Below are 20736 nucleotides of genomic sequence, written 5' to 3'. Positions count from 1 at the left end.
TAAAATGGAAAATAAAAATATCACCGAACAGCCTGAACTTTTCCCGGAAACCAAAAAGAAAAAAAGTATGGTTTTCCCGATCATCTTAGCCACAGTTTTGTTGGTTGGAGGATTTTTCGGGTACAGAACTTATTCATTCGGACAAACCCACGAAGTAACAGACGATGCACAAATTGCGTCAAATATGAGTCCGGTAATTTCAAAAATTTCGGGCTACGTTGCTGAAGTAAAAGTGAAAGACAACCAGTTCGTAAAAAAGGGAGATACCTTAATTATTCTGGATGACAGAGACCAGAGAATGGCTTTGCAGTCTGCAGTTGCAGCATTGGGAACGGCCAGAAGCAATATTTCTACTGCTAGAGCAAGTACGAACGCAGCTTCGAAAAACATCAATTCAACTAACGCAGCGATTACCACGGCAAATGCACAGATCGAAGCTGCAAAAGTAAATGTGTGGAAAACAACTCAGGATTTAAACAGATATGCGAATCTCGTAAAAGACCATACCATTACTCAACAACAGTATGAATCAGCTTTGGCAGCAAAACAGACTGCTGACCGACAGTTGCAGATTTTGATCGATCAGAGAAATCAGGCGGCTCAACAAACCGGAATTGTAACTTCACAAACTGCTGCGAGCTCGGAGCAGATCGGCGTTGCAACTTCAATTTCAAAACAAAGGGAAGTGGATGTTGAAAATGCAAAATTAAATCTATCTTATACGGTAATTACGGCTCCCGAGGACGGTTTTGTTTCAAAAGTTCCTACTCAGAAAGGTCAGTTTTTACAGGCCGGTTCTCAGCTTTTCAGTTTAGTAAGAGATAGCGACAACTGGATTATCGCCAACTTTAAAGAAACCCAGATTTCTAAAATGGTAGAAGGGCAGAAAGTGGATATTGAAATCGATGCTTTTCCGGGTCAAAAATTTGAAGGTGTTGTAAGTTCGTTTTCACCTGCGACAGGTTCGTCATTTTCTATTCTTCCTCCGGATAACGCAAGCGGAAATTTTGTGAAAGTGGTACAGAGACTTCCGGTAAGAATTGATTTTGTAAAACTTGATCCTAAAGTAGCTAAAAAATTACGTGCGGGAATGAATGTAAAAACAACAGTGAATTTAAAATAGACGGAAGGCGAAAGCTGATAACTGAAGTTACCGGCTTTCCACTTTCAAACCAATAATTATGGAACAGGATTCATTAGTTGAATATGGCGCAAGACGCGTTATCATAACGATTACGGCGATATTGTGTGCACTCCTCGAAATTGTGGATTCTACGATTGTAAACGTAGCGCTCAACGAGATGAAGGGAAATTTGGGTGCCACACTTTCTGAAGTAGGTTGGGTGATCACGGCGTACGCAATTGGGAACGTGATTATCGTCCCAATGACGAGCTGGCTTTCCCAACAGTTTGGACGCCGGAATTATTTCGCGGCTTCCATTATAATTTTTACGGTATTTTCCTTTCTCTGCGGTAACGCGACCAATATTTGGGAACTTGTGTTTTTCCGGCTCATGCAGGGGATTGGCGGAGGTGCACTTCTCGTAACTTCGCAGACTATTATTACCGAATCTTACCCAATAGAAAAGCGGAGCATGGCACAGGCAATTTATGGTTTGGGAGTCATTATTGGTCCAACTCTTGGTCCTCCTCTTGGAGGGTATATTGTTGACAATTACAGTTGGCCTTATATCTTTTATATTAATATCCCTATTGGGATTGCGGCAGTTTTAATGACGCTGCAGTTTGTAAGAAGTCCTAAATATTCAGAAAAAAGAAAAGCAAAAGATGTCGATTGGTACGGCATTATACTGCTCGCGGCATTTGTAGGGTCGCTTCAGTATATTCTCGAAAAAGGACATGAAGAAGACTGGTTCGAAAGCAGGGAAATCGTAATATTAACGGTAGTCGCAGTCATAGGATTTATTCTTTTCCTCTGGCGCGAACTTACCTGCAAATATCCTATTGTGGAATTAAGAGTGCTTAAAAACGGAAATCTCCGGATAGGTACCGCAATGTCTTTCATCCTCGGTTTCGGGCTTTACGGCTCTACGTTTATTGTTCCGCTTTACACCCAGAGTATTTTGGGATGGACAGCGCTGCAATCGGGAGCTTTGATGATTCCTGCAGCTTTAACGACCGCCGTGATGATGCCAATTATCGGTAAATTACTGACAAGGGGTGTGAAACAGCAGTTTCTGGTGTCTTTAGGCTTGCTGATTTTCTTTATCTACAGTTTTTGGGGCTACAAAATTCTTACTCCGAATACAGGAAAAGACGATTTCTTCTGGATGCTGATGGTCCGGGGTGCAGGTTTGGGACTCCTATTTATTCCGATCACCTCGCTTTCATTAAGTACATTAAAAGGCAAGGAAATTGGTCAGGGAGCAGCATTTACCGGAATGATGCGTCAGTTAGGCGGTTCGTTTGGTATTGCAGCAATTACGACTTTCATTTCTAACCAAACCTCTATTCATAAAGCCAATATCGCACAGCATCTAGATGCGAACAGTTTTGACGTTCAGCAAAGAGTTGCGGCACTGAAGGCGAGTTTTATATCCAAAGGATTTTCACCGGATGTTGCACTGCAGTCTGCTTATAAAATTTTGGATCTAAGTGTTCTTAAACAGGCTTCAGTATTGTCTTATATGGATGTTTTCCTCTATCTAGGACTGCTGTTTTTAATCTGTATTCCGTTTGTGCTGTTCGTGAAAGAAAGAAAAGGCCGGGAACCGATCGATGTAAGCGAGGCGATGCATTAAATGGGATTAGATCTGGCGATCAGCTATTGATAATTTTACCAAAAAGCGGTTTTATAATTTCTGAAACCGCTTTTATTTTTAAAGAATTTACCAGCGTTTTCTTCTTACGTACACAAAAGTAAGAATGGAAATAAATGCCATTAATCCTAAAGTAAGGAAGTATCCAAGCGGGTGGTGGAGTTCCGGCATATTGTCGAAATTCATTCCGTAGATTCCGGCAATAAAGGTGATCGGGAAAAAATACATGGAGTAAATCGCAAGCACTTTCATTACCTGATTGGCTTTCTGGTCGCTCATCGCCAGAAACATCGAAATAAGGTTGGTCACCTGTGCATTCAGATGCTCAAAATCTGCGATAACGTCTTTGTGTTTGTCTTTCAGATCGGTTACTTCTGCGTCGTTTAGTTTCAGCGTCTTGAATTTATCTACCCAGTCGGTCGAAATATTCAGAATTCTGGCGTTCAGGCCCGATTTTCTTTTCAGCTTGTAAAGCCGGCGGATCTGATTGGGGCTGTTGGTGTTTTTCAGAAAGATTTCATTCTCGATGTTGTCCATGGTTTCCATGAGGTTTTGAGACTCGTCATCGAAAGATTTCATCACTTTTAAAGCCAGGTTCAAAGCTATTTTTTCTGTATTGATATCTTTATTGTTGGGCAGTTCTATTTCTTTCCGGAACTCATAAATGCTGCGGTTTTTCATCCGGTGAACGGTAATGATCAGATTTCCGATCAAGAAAACGCCGAGTTTCGTCGAAATATCACTTATGGTATTGAGGTGGGCGCGCTCCAGTTCGGTATTTTCACGCATCAGAAAAAAATTCACTTCATTGTCCTGTTCAAATTTCGGGAGGTGATTGGGATCAATGGTATCTTCCAGAAGGAGCTGATTAATTTTGTACCGCTGGTGAAGAAACTCTAAGTCTTCTTCGGTGGGAGCTTCCACATCAATCCACTCACAGTGGTCGTTACGGTAAATTATTTCTATTGGCATTCAACAAATTTAATGATTATTTTTAAAGTAGAAATTATAGTTTTTTTGATGTTTTAAATAAACTTATATTTGTACAAATTCAAAAATCTGCATGACTAAAAGTATAATTAAAGGAATTGGCCATTACGTTCCCGAAAATGTAGTAACCAATGACGATTTGTCGAAAATGATGACCACCAATGACGAGTGGATCACCGAAAGAACAGGAATCAAAGAAAGACATCACCGTAAAAACCGTAACGATTCCGAAGAAACCACCGCTTTTCTGGCTTTTAAAGCTTCTGAAAAAGCGTTGAAAATGGCAGGTATAACGGCGAAAGATATCGATTATATTGTCTTCGCGACCCTTTCACCAGATTATTATTTTCCTGGGTGCGGTGTTTTATTGCAGGAAATGTTGGGTTGTGAAACGATCGGTGCGCTGGATGTAAGAAACCAGTGTTCAGGATTTGTTTATGCGATGAGCGTTGCCAATGCTTTTATCAAATCAAAAATGTATAAAAACATTCTTGTGGTAGGAGCAGAAGTTCATTCTTTCGGTCTGGATTTTTCAGATGCTGGAAGAGGCGTTTCTGTGATTTTCGGAGATGGGGCAGGAGCAGTAATTTTGTCTGCGACCGAAGACGAAAACGCAGGTGATATTTTAAGTACGAATATGCATTCTGAAGGGAAATATGCTGATGAACTTTGTACGAAGTTTCCAGGCTCGAAATATGGCTGGAGCGACAGAATGAGGCTTGAACCCGAAAACGTTACAGACGCTGAAGTGTATCCGGTGATGAACGGAAACTTTGTTTTCAAGCATGCAGTCACAAGATTCCCTCAAACCATGATGGAAGCTTTGGATGCTGCCGGAAAAACCATTGATGATTTGGACATGTTCATCCCTCATCAGGCCAATCTTAGAATCGCTCAGTTTGTGCAGCAAAAATTAGGTCTTCCGGACGATAAAATTTTTAATAATATTCAGAAATACGGCAATACGACCGCCGCATCAATCCCAATTGCTCTGAGTGAAGCCATTGAGCAGGGGAAAATAAAAAGGGGAGATTTAGTACTTCTTTCCGCTTTTGGAAGCGGATTTACCTGGGGCTCGGTGCTCTTTAATTTTTAAAAATACAAAATGCGTCTTCGGACGCATTTTTTTTTACTTTGTTTTAAGCGAATCTTCTTTCTGCGAAATATTATCCATAGCTGCCGAGTCAACTCCCGCGTTCCGTTTTTCTTCTACGGAGTGGGTTTCTTTGTATTGATCACGTTTTTCTTCTTTCTGGGCACAACTTGCAAAACAAAGAGTTCCGAAAATTGCAAAAGCCAATAACTTTTTCATAATTTTATTTTTTGATATGAACTGTTTTCTGCAAAAATGATGCAATTCTTTCTGGACTATTATGATACTAAGCAAATAAATAAAGTCCGCTTTCAAATGTTGATGTAAAATGAGTGGATATGATATTTGTCAATTTTAACATTTATCATTTTTTTAATACGTTTTAAAAATACAGTTCGCAGTAAATTTACTTGTCTTTTCAGAGCAAATAATTAAAATCAACATACGATGACCAGTAAAGAAAAGAAAGCAGAAAAGTATGTGTATTCCTTCGGAGGAGGAAAAGCAGACGGAAACGAATCCATGAAAAATCTTCTTGGAGGAAAAGGAGCCAATCTCGCAGAAATGGCTGGACACAAAAACCTTAAACTTCCGGTTCCGCCCGGTTTTACGGTAACTACTGAAGTCTGCACTTATTTTTACGACAACCAGAAGACTTATCCCGCCGATTTAGAAAAACAGATAAAAGATGCCTTGGCCGAAGTTGAAAAACTGATGGGCAAAAAATTCGGTGATATCAAGGATCCGCTGCTGATGTCCGTAAGATCCGGAGCGCGAAGATCAATGCCGGGAATGATGGATACCGTTCTGAACATCGGTTTAAATGATGAAACGGTTAAAGGATTGATTGCGGTTACAGGTGACGAAAGATTTGCTTACGATGCCTACAGAAGATTGGTTATGATGTATGCAGATGTGGTGATTGAAAAAGCAGGCGGAATGGAACCCGCTAAAGGAAAAGGCATCCGGAAAATTATGGATGAACGTCTTGGCGAGATGAAAAAAGAAAAAGGCGTAGAGCTGGATACTGAACTTTCTGCTGAAGATTTGAAAAAACTGGTCAAAGAATTTAAAGCCTTAACCAAAAAACATTTGAAAGTAGTATTTCCTGAAAATCCATGGGATCAGATGATGGGCGGTATCGGCGCTGTATTCGCATCGTGGAACGGGAAACGTGCTATCGAATACCGTAAAATCGAAAGAATTCCTGACGCATGGGGAACTGCCGTGAATGTGCAGGCAATGGTTTTCGGAAATATGGGCGACGACAGCTGTACTGGTGTAGCTTTTACGCGTAATCCCGGAAACGGTGACAATCATTTCTATGGCGAATATCTAGTGAATGCTCAGGGTGAAGATGTGGTAGCAGGAATCCGGACTCCCGCACCAATCAATAATTCTTCTAAAAACGATCATTCTAAAGATTTAACCACTTTAGAAAAATTCATGCCTCAGCAGTATAAAGAACTGGATGAAATTCAGAAACGCCTGGAAACCCATTATAAAGACATGCAGGATATTGAATTTACCATTGAAAAAGGGAAACTCTATATGCTGCAGTGCAGGGTAGGAAAAAGAAACGGCGTTGCAGCGGTGAAAATGGCGGCTGATATGTACCGCGAAAAACTGATTGATGCCGATACCGCCGTAATGCGCGTGGGTCCCAATCAGCTCATTGAGCTTTTGCTTCCAATGATCGATCCTGAAGAAGAAAAGAAAAACAAACCCATTGCAAAAGGACTTCCGGCTGGTCCGGGCGGTGCAGTCGGAAGAGTGATTTTTTCCTCCGAAGACGCTGTTGAATGGGGATTAAAAGGAGAAAAAGTAATCCTCGTCCGGGAAGAAACTTCTCCTGAAGATGTGGACGGCATGCACAAATCACAGGCGATTTTAACCACAAAAGGAGGAATGACTTCGCATGCAGCTCTCGTCGCCAGAGGTTGGGGGAAATGCTGTATCGTTGGCTGTAATGACATCGAAATCTTCGAAAAAGAAAAATACTTTCTTACCAAAGACGGCAGAAAAATCCATGAAGGGGAATGGCTGACTTTAAACGGAACCAAAGGTCTTGCTTATGAAGGCGTCCTCGAACTTTCCAATACCGATTTAAATAAAAACACTTCCTATAAATCCCTGATGACTTTAGTGGATAAAGCCAAAAAATTAGGCGTAAGAACCAATGCTGATACACCGAAAGACGCTCAGCAGGCTGCATATTTTGGCGCTGAAGGAATCGGATTGTTCAGAACAGAACACATGTTTTATGGGGAAGGAAGTGAAAAACCTTTATTCCTGCTCCGAAAAATGATCATGAGCACCACCGAAAAAGAGCGTAAATCTGCTCTAAGCGAACTATTTAAATTTGTAAAGAAAGACATCAAAGCTACTTTGGAAGTGATGAACGGAAATCCTGTCACCATCCGCCTTTTGGATCCGCCATTGCATGAATTCGTTCCACATGACAAAGAAAAACTGCAGGAACTCAGCAAAGAATTGGGCGTAAGAATGAGCGTGCTGAACCGAAGAATTCTTGCCCTTCATGAGAATAATCCAATGTTGGGTCACCGCGGCGTCCGTTTGGGAGTTTCCTATCCGGAAATCACCGAAATGCAGGTCCGCGCGATATTGGAATCTGCTGCTGAACTTCAGAAAGACGGAAAAAAAGCATTGCCGGAAATTATGATTCCTGTTGTGATGGGCCGTCACGAGCTGAGTCATCAGAAAGCGATTGTGGATAAAGTATATGCTGAAGTTTGTGAAGCAATGAAACTTAAAAACATTCCTTACCTCTACGGAACCATGATCGAAACTCCAAGAGCAGCACTCAAAGGTGATTCTATGGCTGCTGTTGCCGATTTCTTCAGTTTCGGAACCAATGACCTTACCCAAATGTCATTTGGCTTTTCACGCGACGATATCGGCGGATTTCTGCCAAAATATCTGGAACTGAAACTGCTTCCTGAGGATCCGTTTGTTTCCATCGATCAGACAGGAGTGGGCGAACTGATTAAAATTGGTGTGGAAAAAGGACGTTCCGTAAAACCGAAACTGAAAGTAGGAATCTGTGGTGAACACGGCGGCGATCCGGAATCAGTGAAATTCTGCCATAAACTGGGGCTAGATTATGTGAGCTGTTCTCCTTTCCGCGTTCCGATTGCAAGACTGGCTGCAGCGCAGGCCGCGATTGAAGAGAAATAAATCAATTATAGTATTATAAAAAGAAACCGGTCCCGAAAATTTAGGGACCGTTTCTTTTGAATGATGAATAATACTATTCAAATATTTCGAATTGCTCTCCGTCGTAGCTGGCAAAAACCATAGTGGGATGTGAATCCTGATGAAAGATATTCCCGTTTTGGTCAATGGCGATGGCTCCGGCGAAACCGTCAATCTCCTTTAATTCCAGAAAAGTCCGCTGAAAGGCGTCTTTAATACTCATTCCATCGGTTACGCGCGTTACAATTTTCGCGGCAGTGGCATTGCTTACAATGTCTTCACCAACTCCGGTACAGCTTACAGCGCAGTGCTGATTGCCATAATTGCCGGCTACGGTGGCAGAATCTGAAATCCTTCCCACGATCTCAAAACCTTTTCCGCCGGTCGAGGTTGCTGCAGCTAGTTTCCCGTATTGGTCCAGAGCAACACAGCCAACCGTGCCTTTTCCGCCGTTCTTCAGTTTTTCTTCATATTCCTTTCTCCGTTGTGGAATTTCAGTAGAAAAATCTTCGAAACCGTTTTCTGATGCATAAATCTTTGCACCGTTTCCACCTAGAACACGGTCATCTTCTTTCATCAGAATCTGCGCAACCTCGATCGGGTTTTTTACATTTTCTATATTGATAACACCGGAGAATTTCTGATTCTGTCCGTTCATCAGAGAAGCACTCATTCTTATTTTTCCGTCACTCTGGATTTGAGAACCTGTTCCGGCATTGAAAAGCGCGTCATCTTCCAGCAAAGAAACAGCGTAAACCACGGTTTCTTCTGCGGAATGGTTTTTAAGAAAGTCAAAGGATTTGGCTGCAATTTCTTTCAGGGAATTTTGCTTGGCCGTTTTCACTTCGTGGCTTTGGTCGCTTTCGGAAAAAAATCCGCCGTGGATGATTAATTTCATTTGCTGGGTTTAAGGTAAGGTAATTCGTAAATCAATTTTTATCCTAATGAACCAAAGTGTTTTGATGGTTCAAACAGACGTTTTATTGAGCCTGCGGAATCGGATGATACTGCGAGTTCACAATAGTTAAATTCTTAGTTTTCAAATCGTAAAAATCATTCTGTGACATTACATGAACAATTAAATTATCGATAGAAATGGGCTGTCCCAGATTAATATTGGTTAAGTTGGTATCTTTAATAAATCTGCCGTCCACCAAAATAACAAGTCCGGAACCAATCGCCGTCATGGTATCTCCATGAATAAAAAGCCCGGTATCTTCACCAAGACCAATGCCTAAAGTACGTGGGTTGTTGACGACAGCCTGAAAAAGTCTTCCGATTCTTCCGCGCTGCACAAAATGGGTGTCGACAATAACATTCTCAATAAAACCTAATCCCTGTGTTGTTTTAATTTCACCTTTCAGCAAAGCCTCACTGCTGGAACCCTGATAGATCATGTTTTCAGAAGCTGCGGCAGCGCCTGCGGAAGTTCCAGCATAGATGAAATCCTGTTCCTGATATTTAAGAAGGATCGCATCATGAAAGCGCGTGCCTCCAAGGATGGACGTAAGTCTCAGCTGATCGCCGCCCGTAAACAGTACCACATCGGCAGCGTTGGCTCTTGCAACCATCGCATCGCTGTTCGCCTGCTCACGGTTTTGGATATCTAAAATATTCACGGTTTTAGAACCTAAAAATTCAAAAGCCTTTTTATATTCCGGGCCTACAATCTGGGGAATTTGGGAAGCAGTAGTGATAATTTCAATCACTGAATTTTCTTTGAGGCGGGATTCGTCGATGATTTTCCTCAGAATTCCTCTTTCAAAAAAATTAAGGTTTTTCTCTACATTCTGGTCGTATTCGGTTTCTGCAAAACTGCCTTTGTTAACGGCTCCGCCGATAATCATTAATTTTCCCACTGCTTTCATAGCTTGCAAATTTAAAAAAATTAATAATATCCTGACCTTCAACTTCAATAAGAAAAAATAATGAAAACTATAGACAGTAAGTGTTCTGTTTGTCTCGGTTTCCGTTTTATTTTTTCTAAAAAAAATACCAATTATTAAGCTTTTCTTTTATCTTTGATTTTCGTTCCGAAAAAATACCACCACTAACATCACAGAATCATACTATGAAAATTGAAAAAATACAGGTTTTAAGGGGCCCCAATATTTGGAGCATCAGGAGAAAAAAACTCATTCAGATGAGACTCAATTTAGAGGAGTTGGAACACCTGCCGACCAATAAAATAGCAGGTTTCCGTGAAAGGCTGGAGCAGTTGATTCCCTCACTTATTACCCACCGCTGTTCTGAAGGCGTGGAAGGCGGTTTTTTTCAGAGAGTGGAAATGGGCACTTGGATGGGCCACGTCATTGAACATATCGCGCTGGAAATTCAAACCCTTGCGGGGATGGATACCGGTTTCGGAAGAACCCGCGAAACAAAAACCTCTGGTATTTATAATGTCGTTTTCAGTTATCTGGAGGAAAACTCAGGTATTTATGCGGCGGAACAGTCCGTTGAAATTGCGAACTGCCTGATTGAAGCACGGGAGTATGATATCGACGGATGTATTCAGCAGTTGAAAGTTATCCGCGAAAGAGAGCGTCTGGGACCATCTACCGGAAGTATTGTGGAAGAAGCGGTTGCGAGAAACATTCCCTGGATCCGATTAGGAAGAAATTCTTTGGTACAGCTGGGATATGGCGTTAACCAGCAGCGTTTTCAGGCAACCATTACCGGGAAAACAAGTTCCATTGCGGTGGATATTGCCTGCAATAAAGAGCTTACAAAAAAAATGCTGGATGAAGCAGCCATTCCGGTACCGTCAGGAGATTTGGTTACTGAACCTGAAGAACTGGAAAAAGTAATCGCTAAAATAGGTTATCCAATTGTTCTGAAACCTCTGGACGGAAATCACGGTAAAGGATCGTCAATCAATGTAAATGATCTGGAAGCGGCAATTGCAGGTCTGAAGCATGCTCAAAACTATTCCCACAGAGTAATTGTTGAAAAATACATTACCGGATATGATTTCAGGGTTTTGGTCATCAATCACAAAATGGTAGCTGCGGCAAGAAGGGTTCCCGCACATATTGTAGGAGACGGAGAGATGAATATTCAGCAGCTCATCGACAAAGAAAATCTTGATCCGCGGAGGGGATACGGACATGAAAATGTGCTTACCGAAATTTTAGTGGACAAAGATACCAACGAGCTTCTTGAAAAATTACATTATACTTTGGAAACAGTACCTCAGAAAGGGGAAATTGTCTACCTGAAATCTACTGCAAACCTCTCCACAGGCGGAACTTCCATCGATGTAACCGATATGATTCACCCTGAGAATGTTACCATGTGCGAAAGAATATCAAAGATCATCGGCCTCGATGTTTGCGGCGTCGATATCATGGCTGAAAACCTTACGCAGCCGCTCAAGGAAAGCGGCGGAGCCATACTGGAAGTTAACGCAGCACCAGGATTCAGGATGCATCTTGCACCCAGTGAAGGGCTTCCGAGAAATGTTGCAGCTCCAGTAGTTGATATGCTGTATCCGCAGGGAAAAGCATTCAGAATTCCCATCATTGCGGTCACCGGCACCAACGGTAAAACAACTACAACAAGACTTATTGCACATATTGTTAAAAACAACGGTTACCGTGTAGGATTTACCACTTCTGACGGAATTTATATCCAGAACACGATGCTGACAAAAGGCGATACTACAGGTCCTATATCTGCTGAATTTATTCTCAAAGATCCTACCGTTGAGTTTGCAGTGCTGGAAACTGCCCGCGGCGGGATCCTGCGTTCGGGTTTAGGATTTACCCATTGCGACATCGGGGTATTAACCAATATCAAAGAAGATCATCTTGGCCTAAGCGATATCCACAACCTAAAAGATTTAACCAAGGTTAAAAGGGTAGTGCTGGACTCCGTGAAAAAAGGAGGCTGGAGCGTCCTGAATGCTGATGACGACTATTCGATGAGATTAATGTCCGATTTGGATTCTAAAGTGGCTTTATTCAGTATGGACGAAAATAATCCTCATGTTACTAAGTTCGCCAAGGAAGGAAAAATTACCTGCGTTTACGAAGAAGGTTTTATCACCATTAAAAAAGGCGACTGGAAGATCCGTATCGTAAAAGCTCATAATGTGCCGATTACGATGGAAGGCAAGGCCAAATTTATGATCGCGAACGTTTTGGCAGCCAGTTTGGCGGCTTATCTTTATGGCTTCGAGATCGAAGACATCGCGAATTCATTGAGGACTTTCATTCCAAGTCCTGCGCTGATGCCCGGAAGACTGAATGTTTTCAAGTTTAAAAAATTCAAGGTACTGATTGATTTTGCCCATAATCCGGCAGGTTATGAAGCCATTGAAGATTATCTCAAAAATATTGATTCTCCCAAGAAAATCGGAATCATTTCCGGCGTAGGGGATCGTCGTGACGAAGACATCAGAGAGTGCGGAAAGATTGCGGGCAGAATGTTCGACCATATCATTATCCGCAACGAAAAGCATCTTCGCGGAAGAACCGAGGATGAGATCAACGGACTGGTCATTTCCGGAATTCAAAGTTCGGGCAGAGATCTGAGCTACGAGATCATTCCTAAAGAAATCGACGCCCTGAAACACGCTATGAGTCTTGCAGAAGAAAACACCTTTATCACGGCTCTAAGCGATGTGATTTCCAATGCGATTGATCTGGTGCAGGAATACCAGCATAAAGAAATTCTGGATGACGGGAAAAATTCTTAGGACGCTATAATTTAGTTAAGAGAACTATTCAGAAGTCTTTACAAATATTTCCCCGATACCAAAAGTGTCGGGGATTATTTTTGATATTCTTAAAAATATCTTGGAAAAAATTTTTGAAAACCATTTTGTGACAACTCTGAATTCTAATTATCCCTTTTTTGGGAAAGAATTAAAACTTCACATTCACCGTCATTTCTTTGCCGTCTCTGGTTACTGTTACAGGAAGTTCATCCCCGGAATTTACTTTAGCGAGGCAATCCATATAACTATAAACTTCTTTCACCTCACATTTACCAATTTTAATCAGGATGTCGCCGGATTTTATTCCTGCCAGATCAGCGGGACGCTTTTCGGTGACGCCGTCAATATGGAGCCCGTCTTTGGTATCTGCATAACTCGGCATTATTCCAAGAGTAACTTTATACTTTGGAATGGCTTTGCTTTGGGAAATTTTTGTTTTGGTAAAAGGAATATTATCGGTATAAGCCAGTCCGTTTGCTAAATTGAAAACATAATTGGTGATGTTTTTTAAACCAGTAAAATTAATTTTATCGGTGTCATCAGTCGGTTTGTGATAATCGCTGTGAGTGCCGGTAAATAAGAATAAGACAGGAATATCTTTCAAATAAAAACTGGTGTGATCTGACGGACCAACGCCGGAACTGTCAATCGCGAGATTAAAGCCAGCAGGCTTATACTTCGGGATCATTTCTCCGAAAACTGGGGAAGTTCCTACACCGCCTACCGTTAAATCTTTGTCTTTATTTAATCTGCCGATCATATCAAGATTAATCATCGAAACAACATCCGGATATTTAGTTTTCACTTCGTCAGCGAATTTTTTTGATCCCATCAAACCGTCTTCTTCACCGGAAAACAATGCGAAAACATAGTTTACTTTTTCTTTTGTTTTATTTTGGCTGAACATTCTTGCAAGCTCCATCACTGAGGAAACGCCGGAAGCATTATCGTCAGCTCCGTTATGGATCTGTCCTTCGGAATTCATCAGCGTGGAGTTGTGATGTTCGTTCATACCCAAATGATCATAATGAGCACCGATAACAATGGTTTTGGAAGCTTTATTGTCTAAATACCCAATCACGTTTCGCGCATTGATATTTACGGACGAGCTTTCCTCATGCGGATTCAGTTTTACCGCATAATTGAAATTCTGAATGTAATTTTTGCCTTCAAACGGTTTAAGATTAAGTTTTCTGAATTCATTTGCAATAAATTCTGAAGCTTTCTTTTCGCCCTCACTTCCGCTTAAGCGGCCTTTGAGTTCATCTGAAGCCAAATAGGAAACCGTGTTTTTAAGGTTCTGTTCTGAAACATTTTCATTAGAATCCCTTTCCACCCAATCCGCGACAAACACATTGGTTTCGTGCGCCTTTGCGCCTTGACGGTTGCTGGAAAAAACCAGTTTATTTCCGTCATGCGAAAACATTGGAAAGGCATTGAACTCGCTTTCATAGGTAATCTGCTGAAGATTATTTCCGTCAAGATCAATGGAGTAAATCTGGAAATCGTAACCTTTTGTGGAGTGATGATTAGAGGAAAACAGAATTTTTTTGTCTGAAGGATGAAAATAAGGAGACCAGTTTGCCTTCCCAAGCTTCGTAACCTGCTTTAAACCGGTACCGTCAATATTCATGGTGTAGATTTCCATGTTGGTAGGAGCAACAAGATTTTCAGCCAAAAGCTCCTTATATTCTTTCACGTCTTTTTCAGTCGTTGGTCTGGATGAGCGGAAAACCAGTTTTTTGGAATCATGTGAGAAAAAAGCTCCGCCGTCATACCCCAATCCGAAAGTAAGCTGTTTCAGATTTTTTCCGTCAATATCCATTCTCCATAGTTCCAGATCGCCACTTCGCGTAGAAGTGAAAACAATGTATTTACCATCCGGTGAAACTACCGCTTCCGCATCATAGCCGGGAGCATCGGTTAATTTTTTAGTGATTTTTCCATTTAAATCAGCTACATAAATATCAAATTCCGCATATACCGGCCAAAGATATTTTCCGTCCGTTCTGGGTTTTGGTTTCGCAGGACATTCTTTTTTAGCTTCATGCGTCGAAGCATAGAGAATATGCTTTCCGTCGGGCATAAAAAAAGAACAAGTTGTTCTCCCGTCACCTGTAGAAACCAGCTGAAGATCTTTAGTGCCGATGTTCTTTTTGGATAAATCAAGAAGATAAATCTGGTCGCAGTGTGCACCGATTTCCGGATTGGTGACCTGTAGGGTAAGTTTTTTACCGTCGGGTGAAAAATAAGCTTCAGCATTATCACCGCCAAAAGTGAGTTTCTGAATATTTCTAAGGTTTCTTTCCTGGGAAAAAATTAAAGCTGATAAACTCAGAAAAGCAAGCGTTGCGACCGATTTTGGAAAATTCATAGAATGTAATTGATTGATATCAAATATAATAAAAAATGCCAAAAGAATTTCTGGCATTTTTAAATAGTAAATAATTATGTAGTGACTTTATCAAAGAAACGAAATCTACTTTATTATCGTTGCTGAAACAAGCCGTGTCTCCAAAAAGCTTTTACTGTATACGGAATGACAGATCTCCTTTACCAAGCCTAAACCTTTCTATGTTTAAAAAGGATAACCGAAAGCAAAATTAAGAACTGGTTTCAAAGGCTGCCATTTTTGGATCACCCACCGGTCTCCAACAGGTTTGTTAGGATCATAAACTTTGTAGGCCGCGTCTAATCTCAAAGTGATATAAGCAATATTAATTCTCACTCCAAGTCCTGTTCCTACGCCCATTTGAGAGAGGAATTTGTTGAATTTGAATTCATCACCGAATCCATTGTCTTTTAAACTCCAGATATTTCCTGCATCAACAAATGCTGCTCCTTCGAACATATTCGTAAAAGGCATGCGGTATTCAATATTAGTTGTAAGCTTTACATTATCCATAATGTAAGAACGCACTTTTTCATCAAGCTGCGAATCTGCAGGTCCCAAACCTCCGAAAACTCGCCATGCTCTGATGTCATTGGAGCCGCCGTTAAAATAAGACCTCACGAAAGGCATGGTAGAAGAATTTCCGTAAGGAATACCGACACCGACAAACTGCCGTACTGCCAAGGTGTGTTTGTTATTAAAAAACGTAAAATATTTTCTTACGTCAAAATCGAATTTAGCAAACTGCGAGTACGGAATATTGAGAATTTTCTGCGTGGTTCCTGAAACTACACCCGCTTCTCTCTCCCTGTTGTTGAACAGGCTGAAAACATTTCCTGCCAGTTCGAATTTAGCATTCAGGTAAAACGGATTGGGACGGTCTTTCTTTCCGATTTCATTATAAATAAAGTTATAAATCATAGAGGAAATTAGAACATCCTGGGTCTGCCGGTCTTTATTAATCAAAGTCTGCCTGAATGTATTGAAAAGAGACAGGTCATCTCCCGAAAGACTATTCTGATAATTGGTGTCATTGACAATCATGGAAGACAAATCGTCTGAACTGATCTGCCCGTTAAGAAATTCCTGATTTAAAGCAGGAGAATAAGCGGCGAAAATGTTGTCTCTAACGGCCTGATCCGCAGGAAAAAAGTCGTAATAACGGTCTTTATTCCGGGTAAAACTCAACTGTGTGTTAAACAATGTAAGTCGGTGTGACACAATATCATTAACATTCGCGAAATAGTTTAATCCTGCATTAAAACCGATTCTGCCCAAACCGATATTGTTTTGCTTAGATGCACCCAAAACAATAGAAGAAGTAGGAGAGTACCGCTTAGGTATCACTTTCCAGGTTTTGAAAGGTAAAAACAGCCTCGGAAAATTTAATGAGGCTTGGGTAGATATTTCGTAGGCCAGACTTCTTTTGGAAGGATCTTTAGTATTCACGACGGAGCCGAAAATCCCGGCAACACTTGTGGTAAGGTTTTCTGCGCCTCCAAAAACATTTCTTGTCGTTAAATCAACTGACGGCGAAACACCGAAATTTAAAATTTGAGAGTAATTAATATCCGTTGCAATTTTAAGGTCATATTTTGGAAGTGGTGAAAGGTAATAGCTCACATCCAGAATACTGTCATTTTCTTTACGCAGTATTTCACTGTATTTCAGAATATTGAAATTATTCATCGATGTGATGTTCCGCTTGGTGAGATCGAGATTCCGCTGGTTATAAATATCACCTTTTTTGAGGATAATGGGTCTCCACAAAGCCATTGTTTTATACTGATCGTCGAGTTTATAAAAGTTGATTCCTAAAAGGGAATCTTTTACAGTATCTACGGTGTCTGATAACTTCTCAAGAAAATGGATCTTGATGTCACCGATGGTGGTTAAACGGTAAGGAGAATCGGCAGAATCACGATGAATATCCATCGTAAGCGGAACCTGTTTCCTGCTTTGCAAAGTATCGGCGGTAAAATAAATTTCTTCATTAGAATTATTGAACTTATAATATCCACGGCCTTTCATCAGATCGTTAATTCGCTTTACTTCTTTTTCCAGAACGCTCTGATCGAGAATTTCCTTGCCTTTTACAAGGCTTTTAGATAAATCTTCTTCATAAACACTTTTAATCGCGGGATCCGGAATGTTATAGTAATAATCGCTGATATAGGTAGGATCTTTATGAGTAATCAAATAATTGACCTTCGCTTTTTTTGCGGCAGAATCTAAATCATGACTGAATTTCACATCTGCGTCCCAATATCCTTTAAACACGAAAAATTTCCGGATGGAATTGGCACTGATCTGGGTTTTTGCCTGATCAAGGATTACAGGAGGCTGCCCAATATTATGCATAAATCTTTCGTAGAAAAGACTTTTACCGACATATTCAGGGTGTTTGTATTTAATAAAAAGCGAATCCCGGAGTTTCTGATCCCTCATTTCCGATGGATAAGTCATGTATTCATTTAGGATCGAGTCGTATTTCGGATTGGTTGCGTTATACATCCAAAGCCCAATCGGGAAAAGAAAAAGCTGTTTTTTATTGGGTTTCTGACTTACATAATTAGGAACTTCATCATCATGTATTTTTCCGTCTTCATATCTGAAAGAATTTTTCGTTAAAAGAAATTCATTATCAGGGACTTTTTTTGTCGTACTGCAGGCGTAGAGAAAAACTACAGTAATTGCAGAAGCGAAAAATAAGTAATACTTTTGGAAATATTTTGATACATGCTTACGGCTCATAAAATAAAAATTTTACAGTCTTTAGACAAAAAGAAGTTCAGACAAAAATACAATTTGTTTTTGGTTGAAGGTAATAAAACGATTAAAGAAATACCCTTTTCACACTACAAAATCAGTGAAATATTCTCTGTAAATCCCGGTGAATTAGGTATTAACGATGCAAACGCAACAGAAATTACGCCAAATGACCTAAAAAAGATAAGTTTTTTACAGCATCCCAAAGATTCTGTAGCAGTTTGTGAACTTTTAGATTCTGAGGTTTCGGAACATGTTGGTACACAGCTTGTTTTAGATGGAATTCAGGATCCCGGAAATCTGGGAACAATGATAAGACTTGCCGACTGGTTTGGGATTGATCAGATTGTCTGCAGTGAAGATACGGTAGATTTGTACAATCCGAAAGTAATTCAGGCGAGTATGGGCTCGTTTCTGCGGGTGAAGGTCGTATACCAGAATATTGAAGAGTATCTCACTAGTTCAGATGCAGCCATTATCGGAACTGATATGGATGGAACGAATTTTTATGAATTCGGTTTTCCCGAAAAATTTAATTTAGTTCTCGGTAACGAAGGAAACGGCATCCGTCCGGAAATTGAAAATCTGCTGACAGAAAAAATTACCATTCCGCGTTTCGGAAAATCACGTTCCACAGAAAGTTTAAATGTTTCGATGGCTGCAGGAATTATCCTCGGACAAATTTTTTCCAAAAAATAAACCGCTTAAAAAAGCGGTTTAAAATTATATCAGTTGCTCCATACTGGATGCTGTTTGGTTTCGTTGGTAGTTTTCAAGTTTTTTCCGAATAAATCTCAAAGCAATTGGCGCTAAATAAATTAAAGCCAATCCAATAATTCTTTTCTTCCAGCTTGTATTGGTGAGGCTTTTTCGGGCATAATTTCCGACAAAAGTAACGGCACCAATTTTTAAGGCATTTTCAACCAAACTCATTCCCGCATCGCTCTTGGCAAAGCCGTACACAGAATGACGGTTCAGTACTGAGTCTTTCACACTGCTGGAAAACTCCTTTACAATTTCGGTGGTATCAAGTGATACTTTTTTTTCGCCGTCAGCCTGAATTTCTTCTTTCAGATATTTATCTGTAAAACCGTTGGTAAATGCGCTTAGGCTTTCTTTCGTGTTGTCAAAAGTGATTAAATCCTCCATTTCGGAAACTTCTTTTTTAAGAAGTGCTTTTTTTCTGCGGAGTTCTTCCAGACTGCTGTATTTCGATCCCATAATTTAATCGTTTAATGATTTAATAATCTTATCCGCTATCTTATTTTTAATGGCATTTCTCGAGAATAACACAATAAGGAGAATCAACAGATAAAATCCTGACATGATGAGTAAGCCGTATGCATAATTTCCCAGATAAGAACCAATGAGAAAACCGAGACCGATATTGAGCAAAACAATAAAGAATAATCCTGCAATCGCTGCGATCACCATATAGGTTAAAGTTCCTGCAGTAACAGAGGATTTTTCTGCCGCTTCCATTTTCAGAAGATCGATTCTTTTTGATGCATATTCTTTAACAAGGTCCAGCATGATATTTTTTTTAAAGTTACAAAAAAAGGAACTTAAATGTAAAGTTCCTTTTTATTTGGAAGAATAAAACGGAAATTATGATTTCAATCCGCCCAATTCGTTTTCTACGTCTTTTACAACTTCAGTGGTGGTTGCAATAGCCTGATCTTTGTATTTGTCATAGCCTTCTTTTACTGAAGAAACTACTTTATCAGCTGTTTCTTTAACCTGAGAAGAGATGTTTCCGTACTGGTCTTTTACTTTACCGGATACTTCCTCGAACTGCTCTCTGGCTTTCTCAGAAACTTTACCGTACTGATCAACCGCCTGGTCTTTCAGGTCATTGGCTTTGGTTTTAATTTTTCTTCTTGTTTCCTTACCTTCTTCAGGCGCATAAAGCATTCCTAAAACTACACCTGCTGCAGCACCTGCAAGTAAACCAGCTAATACTCCTGCTGCATTATTTCCTTTTTTAGACATCGTAATAATTTTTAATAGTTAATAATATTGTAATTGTGTTTTTCAACTCTCATAAAGTTACAATTTATATACCAAAGAAAAAAGTGGCACTCTTAAAATTTTGTTAAATATCGCTGATAAGCGAAATCATATAGTCTATTGTTTCTTTTTTGGTTAAAGAAGAATTGTCAATTAAAATGGCATCGTCAGCTTTTTTTAATGGTGCCACTTCTCTTTCACTGTCAATTTTGTCTCGGGTGATCAGATTGTGCTTTACTTCTTCTTCGGTAGTTTCGATGCCTAAACTCTTGAGCTCCAGGAAACGTCTTTTCGTGCGTTCATCAATGCTCGCGGTAAGAAAGAATTTATAATCAGCATTAGGCAATACTACGGTTCCGATATCCCGTCCATCTAAAATTACGCCGCCTTTTTCTGCAATAGACCGCTGGGTCTCCATCAGATAATCTCTTACTTCCTTTTGGCAGGCAATTAAACTTACATGAGCCGAAACCTGATTGCCCCGTATTTCTTTGGAAATATCATTCCCGTTCAGGAAAAGGATAAGTTCGTCATCAACTTCTTTAAACTCAAGTTTGATCTCATCTAATGTGCTGAAAAGCTGCTGCAGATTAATTTCCCCGTTTTCATTGAGACATTTAAGGATGGCGAAATAGGTCACTCCTCTGTAAAGTGCGCCGGTATCCATATGGATAAGCCCGAGTTTTTTGGCAATGACTTTGGAGATTGAACTTTTTCCGGTGGATGAATAGCCGTCGATGGCGATTACGGGTTTTCTCATCCC

General features: G+C 40.3%; 16 protein-coding genes. 6 read left to right on the top strand and 10 right to left on the bottom strand.

What is annotated here, in order from left to right; genetic code table 11:
• Positions 1-4: 4 nt before the first annotated feature.
• Positions 5-1123 (top strand): HlyD family secretion protein, encoded by a 1119-nt coding sequence (locus KSK37_RS03630; RefSeq protein ID WP_088360372.1) that lies wholly within the window; start codon positions 5-7, stop codon positions 1121-1123.
• 58 nt (positions 1124-1181) lie between these two features.
• A complete protein-coding gene (locus tag KSK37_RS03625) occupies positions 1182-2762 on the top strand; it encodes a DHA2 family efflux MFS transporter permease subunit (protein WP_217199523.1) in 1581 nt (526 codons plus the stop codon).
• A gap of 87 nt (positions 2763-2849) precedes the next feature.
• On the opposite strand, the gene KSK37_RS03620 is transcribed toward KSK37_RS03625, so the two are convergent.
• On the bottom strand, positions 2850-3752 hold the full coding sequence (locus tag KSK37_RS03620) for a magnesium transporter CorA family protein (RefSeq protein WP_088360370.1): 903 nt from the start codon (positions 3750-3752) through the stop codon (positions 2850-2852).
• Positions 3753-3843: 91 nt separating this feature from the next.
• Between KSK37_RS03620 and KSK37_RS03615 the strand changes: the two genes are divergently transcribed.
• The gene (locus KSK37_RS03615) at positions 3844-4866 is read left to right on the top strand and encodes a 3-oxoacyl-ACP synthase III family protein (RefSeq protein ID WP_217199522.1); all 1023 of its coding nucleotides are present in this window, start codon (positions 3844-3846) and stop codon (positions 4864-4866) included.
• Positions 4867-4899: 33 nt separating this feature from the next.
• Here the strand turns inward: KSK37_RS03615 and KSK37_RS03610 are convergent, their stop codons facing one another.
• Positions 4900-5082 (bottom strand): hypothetical protein, encoded by a 183-nt coding sequence (locus tag KSK37_RS03610; protein WP_088360368.1) that lies wholly within the window; start codon positions 5080-5082, stop codon positions 4900-4902.
• 228 nt (positions 5083-5310) lie between these two features.
• Here KSK37_RS03610 and ppdK point away from each other — a divergent pair, with 228 nt between their 5' ends.
• Entirely contained in the window at positions 5311-8061 is a 2751-nt protein-coding gene (gene ppdK / locus KSK37_RS03605; RefSeq protein ID WP_217199521.1) for a pyruvate, phosphate dikinase, read from the top strand.
• A gap of 73 nt (positions 8062-8134) precedes the next feature.
• Here ppdK and KSK37_RS03600 read toward each other — a convergent pair whose 3' ends face one another.
• Positions 8135-8977 carry an isoaspartyl peptidase/L-asparaginase gene (locus KSK37_RS03600; protein ID WP_217199520.1) on the bottom strand — a complete coding sequence of 281 codons (843 nt, stop codon included), beginning with the start codon at positions 8975-8977 and terminating at the stop codon, positions 8135-8137.
• A gap of 82 nt (positions 8978-9059) precedes the next feature.
• On the bottom strand, positions 9060-9947 hold the full coding sequence (locus tag KSK37_RS03595) for a cyanophycinase (protein ID WP_217199519.1): 888 nt from the start codon (positions 9945-9947) through the stop codon (positions 9060-9062).
• Positions 9948-10150: 203 nt separating this feature from the next.
• Here KSK37_RS03595 and cphA point away from each other — a divergent pair, with 203 nt between their 5' ends.
• Entirely contained in the window at positions 10151-12781 is a 2631-nt protein-coding gene (cphA, locus tag KSK37_RS03590; RefSeq protein WP_217199517.1) for a cyanophycin synthetase, read from the top strand.
• A 169-nt stretch (positions 12782-12950) separates the two neighbouring features.
• Here cphA and KSK37_RS03585 read toward each other — a convergent pair whose 3' ends face one another.
• Together KSK37_RS03585 and tamL are read right to left on the bottom strand one after the other, a co-directional pair.
• A complete protein-coding gene (locus KSK37_RS03585) occupies positions 12951-15176 on the bottom strand; it encodes a M20/M25/M40 family metallo-hydrolase (RefSeq protein WP_217199515.1) in 2226 nt (741 codons plus the stop codon).
• A gap of 204 nt (positions 15177-15380) precedes the next feature.
• Positions 15381-17948, bottom strand: a complete 2568-nt coding sequence (gene tamL, locus KSK37_RS03580; protein ID WP_217199513.1) for a translocation and assembly module lipoprotein TamL — start codon at positions 17946-17948, stop codon at positions 15381-15383.
• Here tamL and KSK37_RS03575 point away from each other — a divergent pair.
• Positions 17934-18662, top strand: a complete 729-nt coding sequence (locus tag KSK37_RS03575; RefSeq protein ID WP_217199511.1) for an RNA methyltransferase — start codon at positions 17934-17936, stop codon at positions 18660-18662. The two genes, tamL and KSK37_RS03575, sit on opposite strands and share 15 nt — an antisense overlap.
• Before the next feature lie 24 nt (positions 18663-18686).
• On the opposite strand, the gene KSK37_RS03570 is transcribed toward KSK37_RS03575, so the two are convergent.
• The 4 genes from KSK37_RS03570 to cmk all read right to left on the bottom strand — a co-directional run bounded on the left by KSK37_RS03570 (position 18687) and on the right by cmk (position 20733).
• Complete coding sequence (locus tag KSK37_RS03570) at positions 18687-19184, bottom strand: phosphoribosyl-ATP pyrophosphatase (RefSeq protein ID WP_088360276.1); 498 nt, start codon at positions 19182-19184, stop codon at positions 18687-18689.
• Between the two features lie 3 nt (positions 19185-19187).
• Positions 19188-19496 carry a phage holin family protein gene (locus KSK37_RS03565; protein ID WP_217199509.1) on the bottom strand — a complete coding sequence of 103 codons (309 nt, stop codon included), beginning with the start codon at positions 19494-19496 and terminating at the stop codon, positions 19188-19190.
• 75 nt (positions 19497-19571) lie between these two features.
• The gene (locus KSK37_RS03560) at positions 19572-19955 is read right to left on the bottom strand and encodes a YtxH domain-containing protein (RefSeq protein WP_217199508.1); all 384 of its coding nucleotides are present in this window, start codon (positions 19953-19955) and stop codon (positions 19572-19574) included.
• Positions 19956-20058: 103 nt separating this feature from the next.
• Positions 20059-20733 (bottom strand): (d)CMP kinase, encoded by a 675-nt coding sequence (gene cmk / locus KSK37_RS03555; protein ID WP_217199506.1) that lies wholly within the window; start codon positions 20731-20733, stop codon positions 20059-20061.
• Positions 20734-20736: the final 3 nt, after the last annotated feature.

Source organism: Kaistella soli, from assembly GCF_019038595.1.
Lineage (GTDB): Bacteria > Bacteroidota > Bacteroidia > Flavobacteriales > Weeksellaceae > Kaistella > Kaistella soli.
The sequence above is the reverse complement of the archived record's forward strand: the minus strand, read 5'-3'. Positions and strand labels throughout refer to the sequence as shown.